Source organism: Streptomyces sp. NPDC059994 (assembly GCF_042737755.1).
Taxonomy (GTDB): domain Bacteria; phylum Actinomycetota; class Actinomycetes; order Streptomycetales; family Streptomycetaceae; genus Streptomyces.
This window is the reverse complement of sequence record NZ_JBHWUR010000104.1, coordinates 21342-27554: the sequence shown is the minus strand read 5'-3', so window position 1 is coordinate 27554 and position 6213 is coordinate 21342. Positions and strand designations below refer to the sequence as shown.

Sequence of the window (6213 nt, the reverse complement as noted above, 5' to 3'; positions counted from 1 at the left end):
GGCGTAGCCCCCGGGGAACCGCCTCCGCCCCTCCCGCCCGGAGGCCACGCGGCGGCGCCGCACATGTCACAGCGGGAAGGGGCGGGGCGGGGGACCGGCCCCAGGGATCAGAACAGGCGGAGTTTGTCGTCCTCGATGCCCCGCATCGCGTTGTAGTCCAGGACAACGCACCCGATCCCCCGGTCCGTCGCCAGCACACGCGCCTGCGGCTTGATCTCCTGCGCCGCGAACACCCCCCGCACCGGCGCCAGATGCGGATCGCGGTTCAGCAGCTCCAGGTACCGCGTGAGCTGCTCGACCCCGTCGATCTCACCGCGCCGCTTGATCTCGACCGCCACCGTCCCGCCCGAGGCGTCCCGGCACAGGATGTCCACCGGGCCGATCGCCGTCGGGTACTCGCGGCGGATCAGCGTGTACCCCTCGCCCAGCGTGTCGATCCGGTCCGCGAGCAGCTCCTGCAGGTGCGCTTCCACGCCGTCCTTGATGAGGCCCGGGTCCACGCCCAGCTCGTGCGACGAGTCGTGGAGGATCTCCTCCATCGTGATGATGAGCTTCTCGCCCGCCTTGTTGACCACCGTCCAGACGCCGGTGTCGTCCCCGGCCCCCTCCTTGAGGGTGCAGGGCGGAGACATCCAGTTGAGGGGCTTGTACGCCCGGTCGTCCGCGTGAATGGAGACGCTGTTGTCCGCCTTCACCAGGATCAGCCGGGTGGCGGAGGGCAGATGGGCGGTGAGGCGGCCCGCGTAGTCGACGGAGCAGCGGGCGATGACGAGACGCATGGTCGGCAACGCTACTCGAATCCCCCCACCGAACGCGATTCGTCCGGCAAAGCGCTGTTCGTTATTGGCCGGTTACGTGCCAAGTACCTGTCGCAGCCACCATGCCGCGCCTACCGTGTAAGCGGGAGGTTGTCGGTCAGGCACGCTGCGTGGCCGACTTCGTTCCTTTCCCTGGCCGTAAGACCCCCTCCCCGGGGTCGCGAGAGGAGAAACCATGTCGCTCGACGTCTCACCGGCCCTACTCGAACAGGCCGAGCGAGGCGAGGTCGACGAAGCCGATTTCGTCGACTGCGTCCGGACCTCCCTGCCGTACGCGTGGGAGATGATCAGTTCTCTGGTGGCCCAGCTGAAGGTGGACGGTGGCGAGTTCGCCGACAACCAGACGCCCCCGCCGGACGAGCAGGCGCGCGGCCAGCTCCTTCGTGCGCTCGCGAGTGACGCCATCCGCGGTTCGCTCCAGCGGCACTTCGGTGTCCGTCTGGCGTTCCAGAACTGCCACCGCGTCGCGGTGTTCCCCCTGGACCCGGCGGCCGACGAGCGGCTCGCCCGCTTCACCTCGGTCCGGGGCCAACTGCTCAACCAGTCTCCGGAGTTGCGGGACTGCTGACGTCTTCGCCGCCGCTCTGCATCGCGGGAGGTGTAACTGATGTGGAGCGGCGGCCTTTTGTGGGGCCCCGGGTCCCCGCGCCCCTCCGGCGCCGTCCCCCTCGGGCCTCACCCCAGCAGCGGCAGCACTTCCGCGCCCAGCCTCCGTACGTTCTCCTCCGTCGCGGTCAGGTCCCCCGAACCCTCCACCAGGAAGGCGAAGCGCGTGATGCCCGTCTTCTCCGAGGTCGCCGCGATGCGGTCCGCCGCCTGGCGCGGGGTGCCGACGGGATGGAGGCCGCACAGCAGTTCCGTGTACAGCACCGGGTCGCGCATCGGCCGGTGGCGGCCGTCGACCGTCACATGCGCGTCGAGGCCCTGCTTGAGCCAGCCGGGCATCGCCTTGAGCAGTGTCTCGGTGGCCTGGGCGCGGTGGTCCTCGATCTGCGCCACCCCGGCCGACACATGCGGCGCCGCCGCGACCGCCTCCGGCGAGATGCCGGACGCCAGCGCGTGCGACCGCCACAGCGCGACCATCTCCGCCTTCTCCTCGTCGCCGCAGTGCATCCCGAGCAGCATCGGCAGGCCCCGCTCGGCGGCCAGCCTCACGCTCTTCGGCGAGGTGCACGCCACGATGACCTCGGGGCCCGCGGGGCCGTCCGAGATCAGCTCGTCGGGCCTCGGCACCACCGGGACCTCCCGGAAGGCGAAACGTTCGCCCAGACTCGCCACCCGGGGTTCGGTCAGCCACCGCAGCAGCAGGTCGAGGGAGTCCGGGAACCCCTCCTCGTACGCCCGCAGGCCCGAGCCGAAGACCTCCAGGTCGACCCAGGGGCCGCCGCGGCCCACTCCCAGCGAGAACCTGCCGCCGGATGTCAGGTGCAGCAGCGCCGCCTGCTCGCCCAGCGCCACCGGGTGGGCGCTGGGCAGCACGCTGACCGCCGTCCCGACGCGGATCCGGCGCGTGCGTCCGAGCAGCAGCGCCGCCAGCGTCACCGCCGACGGGCACACCCCGTACGGAACGAAGTGGTGCTCGGCGAGCCACACCGCGTCCAGCCCCGCTTCCTCGGCCACCTCGGCGGACCGCACCGCCCGGTGCAGTGCCTCCCCCTGGCCCTGGCCCGGGAATTGGGCTGCCAGCACAAAAGTTCCGACGCGCATCGCCTTCTGCCTCCTCACGGCCGACGCGGCTCCCCCTCTTACCGGCAACAACGCCTGACAAGTGCCAAGGGCACGGCCCAGCGGAATTTTCTTGCGATAGTCCGGTAAAAGTCCCTCGTACGAGTTACCGTCCCACGCTCGTGCGGTTCGGGTACCCGGGCCATATGGCCCTACGCTGGAGTCAGTCCGTCAGCCCGGCCCCGTGAGGTGTTTCCGTGTCCCCGCGCCGCAACCGCCCCAAGGGCGGCGACCAGCCGACCGAACCGACCGGCGGGGCTGCGGAGCGCTACGGCCTCCAGCGCGCCGAGACGTATCAGGGCGAGGAGTGGTCCGTCCGGCAGGTGAGCGGCGCGAGCGCGCAGGGCAAGAGATACCGCTGCCCGGGGTGCGACCAGGAGATCCCCTCCGCTGTCCCGCACGTGGTGGCCTGGCCGGAGTTCGGCGGAGTGGACGACCGCCGGCACTGGCACAAGGCCTGCTGGAACGCGAAGGACCGCCGCACCAGCAGGGTGCAGCGGTCCAGGAACGCGCCCAGGTACTAGCAGGCGCTCAGGTCACACGTCGCGGTTGTTCAGCGCGGCGAAGGCGCCGCCGAGTGCGGCGGCCGTGACGGCCCCCAGGATCAGCAGCGGCGTCCAGCCGGTCGGGCCCGAGTCGTTCACCGGTGCGCCGTAGAACACCGCCAGTTGGCTCGGGATCGAGTACTCGAAGAGGGTCTCGCGGACCGATTCGAGCGACGGCGCGAACATGAACAGCGCGAGCACCAGCGGCAGCAGGACCACGCCGATCATGACCGTGATCGCGCCGGCCGAGTGCCGGATCAGCGCGCCGACCGCGAGCGAGAGCAGGCCGAGCGTCGAGACGTAGAGGCTGACGCCGACCGTCGCCTTGAACAGCTCGGAGCCGGTCGGCTTGTTGGCGGCGTCCACCATCGCGGTCTGGAGCATCGCCACCAGGCCGGTGGAGAGCGTCACGATGACGAACGACAGCAGGAAGAAGACGACCGACTTGGCGGCGAGGATCCGGGCCCGGCTGGGGCACGCGGTCAGCGTCGTACGGATCATCCCCGTGCCGTACTCGGAGGCGATGGTCAGCACGCCGAGCGTGATCACGCAGATCGAGCCGAGCAGCACGCCGTAGAAGCCGAGGCTGAGCAGCGGGGTGTCGCCCATCTTCGCGTCGGAGGCGTTGACCGCGACCGCCGCGAGCAGTCCGATGCCGAGCACGAGCACGATGAGGACGCCCAGCGTCCACATCGTGGAGCGCACCGAGCGGATCTTGGTCCACTCGGAGGCGAGCGCGTCGCCGAGCGAGGCGGGCCGCACCGGGATCGGCGAGGTGTACGTCCCGAGGGGCGCCCCCGGTGCCTGCTGCTGGTAGGGGGTGGTCATCGGGCGTCCTCGGGCTTGGTCAGGGCGGGGGCGGGCGCGGCGGCGGGATGGGCGGCCGGGGGAGCGGCCGGAGCGGGCTGCGGAGCCGCGGCCGGGGCCTGCGGCACGGGCGCCTGCGCCGGGGCGCCCTGGGGGGCCGCCGGGGCCTGTCCGGGGGCCTGCGGGGCGGCGTACGGGTTCGGTCCGGGCGGCGGCGGGGCGTACCAGCCCTGCGTCGGCACCTCGGGGATCACCTGCGGCGGCTGGTACCCGAGCGGCGCGGGCTGCATCAGACCGGCCTTCTGGTCGGCCGTGGAGCGGTAGTCCACCGCGCCCTGTGTCATCCGCATGTACGCCTCCTCAAGGGAGGCCTGGTGCGGCGACAGTTCCCACAGGCGTACGTCCGCGCCGTGCGCGAGGTCGCTGATGCGCGGCAGCGCGAGGCCGGTCACCCGCAGGGCGCCGTCCGGCTCAGGCATGACCTGGCCGCCGGCCTGGGTCAGCGCGGCCGTCAGCTTGTCCCGGCCGGCGGGCTCGGGCGTCCGCACGCGCGCGAAGTCGGCGGAGTTGTGCGAGATGAAGTCCTTGACGCTCATGTCGGCGAGCAGCTGGCCGCGGCCGATCACGATGAGGTGGTCGGCGGTCAGCGCCATCTCGCTCATCAGGTGCGAGGAGACGAAGACGGTCCGGCCCTCGGCGGCGAGCTGCTTCATGAGGTTGCGCACCCACAGGATGCCCTCGGGGTCGAGGCCGTTGACCGGCTCGTCGAAGAGCAGCACCTGGGGGTCGCCGAGCAGGGCCGCGGCGATGCCGAGCCGCTGGCCCATGCCGAGCGAGAACCCCTTGGAGCGCTTGCCCGCGACCTCCTGGAGGCCGACGACCCCGAGCACCTCGTCGACCCGGCGGGCCGGGATGCCGGCGAGCTGGGCGAGTGAGAGCAGGTGGCTGCGGGCGCTGCGGCCGCCGTGCACGGCCTTGGCGTCGAGCAGCGCGCCGACCTGGCGGGGCGCGTTGGGGAGCGTACGGAAGGGGTGGCCGCCGATGGTGACATGGCCGGAAGTGGGCTGGTCCAGGCCGAGGATCATGCGCATGGTCGTCGACTTGCCGGAGCCGTTGGGCCCCAGGAAGCCGGTGACGGCGCCCGGCCTCACCTGGAAGGAAAGGTTGTACACGGCTGTCTTGGCGCCGTAGCGCTTCGTCAGGCCGACTGCCTCGATCATTCTCCAGCCCCATCGACGGTGTGGGTCGTCGGGGCGGTGGCCGATCGCCAGGGTGCCCCCGTATGAGTGAGGAGCTTATCCAGGACTTTACGGTTCCGGCCAAGCGGTGAGACGTGCGTTACGTATGAGTATGCCCGATATCTTCTCGGCTTCGCGCAGGTCGGCGGGCCCGTCGCGGTGGGCTGGGGTGCCTTGCCGGAGCCCGGCCCCGCGCCCGTAAGGAGCGCGCGGCTGTGTCATTGTGCGGCTTCGCCGCGTGGGCGGGGCCGGCCACGGACGGCCCGCAGTCGAATCACCGCACGTCCGGCGGAGCGCTCAGGCGTCACGCTTCCTCAGGACGAGGTAGCCGCCCGCGAGCGCCGCGAGGACCCACAGCGCCATGATCCCGAGCCCGGCCCAGGGGCCGTACGGCGGCGGCTCGGTGTTCATCGCGTTGGGCACCACCTGCATGATCTTGGAGCCCGCCTGGTCGGGGAAGTAGCGGGCCACCTTCTTGGCACCCGGCACCGCCGACAGGATCTGCGAGATCAGGAAGAAGAACGGCATCAGGATGCCGAGCGAGAGCATCGAGCTGCGCAGCATCGTGGCCACGCCCATCGAGAAGAGCGCGATCAGCGCCATGTAGAGGCCCGCCCCGAAGACCGCCCGCAGCACATTGGGCTCGCCGATGGTGGTGCGGTGCGGGCCGAGCAGCGCCTGGCCGAGGAAGAACGACAGGAAGCTGGTCGCCAGGCCCACGACCAGCGCGAGCGTGGTGGCGACCAGGAGCTTGGAGAAGAGGAAGGTGGCCCGCTGCGGCACGGCGGCGAGCGAGGTGCGGATCATGCCCGAGCTGTACTCGGTGCCGACCACCAGGACGCCGAACACCACCATCGCCAACTGGCCGAGCACCATCCCGGAGAAGCTGATGAAGGTCGGGTCGAAGGTCAGCCGCTCGGCCGGCTTGAGGTCGTCGAACTGCGACTTCGTCAGCGCGCACAGGGCCGCGCTCACCGCGACCGTGACGACGAGCGCGCAGACCAGCGTCCAGGAGGTGGAGGAGACCGAACGGATCTTGGTCCACTCGGACTTGAGGACCGCGGGTACCGATGCCATGGG

At 71.1% G+C, this 6213-nt stretch carries 7 protein-coding genes; 2 read left to right on the top strand and 5 right to left on the bottom strand.

The window, feature by feature from the left end; genetic code table 11:
• Positions 1–107 precede the first annotated feature (107 nt).
• Positions 108–779 (bottom strand): endonuclease NucS, encoded by a 672-nt coding sequence (nucS, locus tag ACFWA7_RS32950; RefSeq protein ID WP_385548677.1) that lies wholly within the window; start codon positions 777–779, stop codon positions 108–110.
• A gap of 214 nt (positions 780–993) precedes the next feature.
• Here nucS and ACFWA7_RS32945 point away from each other — a divergent pair, with 214 nt between their 5' ends.
• Positions 994–1386 carry an SCO5389 family protein gene (locus tag ACFWA7_RS32945; RefSeq protein WP_371654782.1) on the top strand — a complete coding sequence of 131 codons (393 nt, stop codon included), beginning with the start codon at positions 994–996 and terminating at the stop codon, positions 1384–1386.
• A gap of 107 nt (positions 1387–1493) precedes the next feature.
• Here ACFWA7_RS32945 and ACFWA7_RS32940 read toward each other — a convergent pair whose 3' ends face one another.
• Complete coding sequence (locus ACFWA7_RS32940) at positions 1494–2525, bottom strand: LLM class flavin-dependent oxidoreductase (RefSeq protein ID WP_385826740.1); 1032 nt, start codon at positions 2523–2525, stop codon at positions 1494–1496.
• Positions 2526–2740: 215 nt separating this feature from the next.
• Between ACFWA7_RS32940 and ACFWA7_RS32935 the strand changes: the two genes are divergently transcribed.
• A complete protein-coding gene (locus ACFWA7_RS32935) occupies positions 2741–3067 on the top strand; it encodes an ATP/GTP-binding protein (protein ID WP_385826738.1) in 327 nt (108 codons plus the stop codon).
• Positions 3068–3079: 12 nt separating this feature from the next.
• Here ACFWA7_RS32935 and ACFWA7_RS32930 read toward each other — a convergent pair whose 3' ends face one another.
• The 3 genes from ACFWA7_RS32930 to ACFWA7_RS32920 all read right to left on the bottom strand — a co-directional run bounded on the left by ACFWA7_RS32930 (position 3080) and on the right by ACFWA7_RS32920 (position 6210).
• Complete coding sequence (locus ACFWA7_RS32930; protein ID WP_385548669.1) at positions 3080–3916, bottom strand: ABC transporter permease; 837 nt, start codon at positions 3914–3916, stop codon at positions 3080–3082.
• Positions 3913–5115: an ABC transporter ATP-binding protein gene (locus ACFWA7_RS32925; RefSeq protein WP_385826736.1), complete on the bottom strand. Its 1203-nt coding sequence runs from the start codon at positions 5113–5115 to the stop codon at positions 3913–3915. Before ACFWA7_RS32925 ends, ACFWA7_RS32930 begins: the two co-directional genes overlap by 4 nt.
• Positions 5116–5430: 315 nt before the next feature.
• Positions 5431–6210, bottom strand: a complete 780-nt coding sequence (locus ACFWA7_RS32920) for an ABC transporter permease (RefSeq protein ID WP_385826734.1) — start codon at positions 6208–6210, stop codon at positions 5431–5433.
• Between the last annotated feature and the right edge of the window lie 3 nt (positions 6211–6213).

Excerpts from the sequence above, each read along its gene's own strand:
- nucS (WP_385548677.1), bottom strand. The coding sequence starts at position 779 with ATGCGTCTCGTCATCGCCCGCTGCTCCGTCGACTACGCGGGCCGCCTC.
- ACFWA7_RS32945 (WP_371654782.1), top strand. The coding sequence starts at position 994 with ATGTCGCTCGACGTCTCACCGGCCCTACTCGAACAGGCCGAGCGAGGC.
- ACFWA7_RS32940 (WP_385826740.1), bottom strand. The coding sequence starts at position 2,525 with ATGCGCGTCGGAACTTTTGTGCTGGCAGCCCAATTCCCGGGCCAGGGC.
- ACFWA7_RS32930 (WP_385548669.1), bottom strand. The coding sequence starts at position 3,916 with ATGACCACCCCCTACCAGCAGCAGGCACCGGGGGCGCCCCTCGGGACG.
- ACFWA7_RS32925 (WP_385826736.1), bottom strand. The coding sequence starts at position 5,115 with ATGATCGAGGCAGTCGGCCTGACGAAGCGCTACGGCGCCAAGACAGCC.
- ACFWA7_RS32920 (WP_385826734.1), bottom strand. The coding sequence starts at position 6,210 with ATGGCATCGGTACCCGCGGTCCTCAAGTCCGAGTGGACCAAGATCCGT.